This is a genomic window from Wolbachia endosymbiont of Madathamugadia hiepei (assembly GCF_013366855.1).
GTDB lineage: Bacteria > Pseudomonadota > Alphaproteobacteria > Rickettsiales > Anaplasmataceae > Wolbachia.
On sequence record NZ_WQMP01000164.1, the window covers coordinates 1 to 1,902 of the forward strand.

The 1,902-nt window shown below is 36.6% G+C and carries 4 protein-coding genes; 2 read left to right on the plus strand and 2 right to left on the minus strand.

The window, feature by feature from the left end; genetic code table 11:
* Nucleotides 1-87: 87 nt before the first annotated feature.
* Nucleotides 88-276 carry a hypothetical protein gene (locus GO685_RS04985; protein ID WP_175937830.1) on the minus strand — a complete coding sequence of 63 codons (189 nt, stop codon included), beginning with the start codon at nucleotides 274-276 and terminating at the stop codon, nucleotides 88-90.
* Nucleotides 236-715 carry a hypothetical protein gene (locus tag GO685_RS04990; protein ID WP_175937831.1) on the minus strand — a complete coding sequence of 160 codons (480 nt, stop codon included), beginning with the start codon at nucleotides 713-715 and terminating at the stop codon, nucleotides 236-238. Before GO685_RS04990 ends, GO685_RS04985 begins: the two co-directional genes overlap by 41 nt.
* 150 nt (nucleotides 716-865) lie before the next feature.
* Here GO685_RS04990 and elbB point away from each other — a divergent pair, with 150 nt between their 5' ends.
* Together elbB and GO685_RS05000 are read left to right on the plus strand one after the other, a co-directional pair.
* The gene (elbB, locus tag GO685_RS04995) at nucleotides 866-1,558 is read left to right on the plus strand and encodes an isoprenoid biosynthesis glyoxalase ElbB (RefSeq protein WP_175937832.1); all 693 of its coding nucleotides are present in this window, start codon (nucleotides 866-868) and stop codon (nucleotides 1,556-1,558) included.
* Between the two features lie 12 nt (nucleotides 1,559-1,570).
* Entirely contained in the window at nucleotides 1,571-1,768 is a 198-nt protein-coding gene (locus GO685_RS05000; RefSeq protein ID WP_175937833.1) for a hypothetical protein, read from the plus strand.
* Nucleotides 1,769-1,902 lie beyond the last annotated feature (134 nt).

The following is a 1,902-nucleotide window of genomic DNA, read 5'->3' on the forward strand; positions in this document are numbered from 1 at the left end:
ATTTGACAAGACTGCTGAGGTTTTTATGGGTTTTTTAAACTTCGTTGGTTCTCTCATACGGCTTCTCTAAAATTTTGTTCACAGAGACTAGCATATAATAGATTGAAACAATTCCTCATGTAACCTACCAAAATTATTCTCTCTTGCTTGAACCGTAGGCAACTTATCGATCAAGTCTTTCACAAAACTTTTAATTGCTTTTCCTAACGACTCAGCACCTTCTTTTATCTCACCTCTATGTTGATATATAGCATAACCAATAGCAGCTATAGCCACTAGTGTTACAAGCCCAGCTAATGGCTAATCCACCACCCATTAATGCACCAGCCACTCCTCCTATCGCTAATGTACCTGCTAGTGCACCTGTGAGTGCTGTAATAGCTGCTCCACGTATAACTCCTTGAATTAACAACTGGTTACCTAAAGTTTCGAGCTTTTCCATCATTACCCGATCTTTACCAATTTGCTCGGCTAGTTTTTTAAACTTTTCTTCTTCTGGTAGTTTTCCTGATATAGCTTTTAAGAACTCCTTACTCTTGTCACCATTTAATAATTCAAGTACTTTTTCTGAATCAGCCAAATCCACATCTGTTATATTTGCACTTTTTAAAAAACCTTCTGCTGCTTCTTTCAAACTGTCATTTCCTTGAATAAGTTCAACTAAGCCTTGAGCAAGATATTCACTGCCTGCGTTTGTTGCACCACCTTCTACCATATTACAATTTCGTTAACTATAAATATGCCTAATTATACATAACAATTATTAACTATATTATAACTAGTATGAAGTAATTAATACAATTACCCCTTTTCAAACATGGAATTTGTACTACAATACCTAAATTATACGAAAACAAGGTACTCTATGGGTGAAAAAAAATTAAAAGCTGCTGTGGTTTTATCAGGATGTGGTCATCTTGATGGTGCAGAGGTGAGAGAAGCTGTTTTAAGCTTGCTCGTGCTTGATCAGCAGGAAGTGGAAGTCAAATGCTTTGCACCTGATATCAATGTTACACAAGTTATGGACCATAAAACAAAAGAGGCAGTAAAAGAGAAGAGGAATGTACTTGTAGAAGCAGCAAGAATTGCAAGAGGTGAAATATATGACCTAAAGGAAGCCAAAGCTAAAGATTTTGACATGCTAATTGTACCCGGCGGATATGGAGTTGCGAAAAATTTATCTGACCTAGCTGAAGGTAAAGACATGGTGACAGTAATACCCGAATTTGAAAGATTAGTTTCAGAATTTTTTGTTGCAAAAAAACCAATAGGGGCAATATGTATATCTCCAGCAGTGGTTGTTTTTATTTTAAGTAATAAAATAGGCAAAAGAGGAAATAAAATTAAAGTGACTATAGGAGATGACAGAGAAAAGTTGATAGAAAAGCTTGGTGGCGAGCATATAAAGTGCGATACAGAGTTGTCAATAGAAGACGAAGAACATAATGTATTTTCCTGCTCTGCTTATATGCGTAGCGACGAAAGTACGTACTCTGTATATCAAGGGATAAAACATATGATTGACGGCATGGTAAAAAAGATCAACAAAGGAAATTAATACCAAATCCCAATGGTAATAGGACAAATTAAAGATACCGTTTTGCCAATCAACAAGGGTGTCATTCCAGCGCCCCTCTCCTGTCATCCAAGTAACCCTTCTCCTGTTGTCCCAGTGCCTCCTTTTCTTGTCTTCCAAGTAGCACCTTCTCTTGTCATCCCAGTACTTGATACTGGGATCCAGGATACTACTTTAGCAATAAATATTTAAGAAATTTACCAAACGAAGAAAAAAGCAAAAGGAGCCCTGGTCAGTATTTATTTTCAGTATTGGCATTTTTATGCCTTAAACGCTGCAATTTAGCTGCTTTTAACGCTAACTATGGATTAGCCGATAAAGAAAGA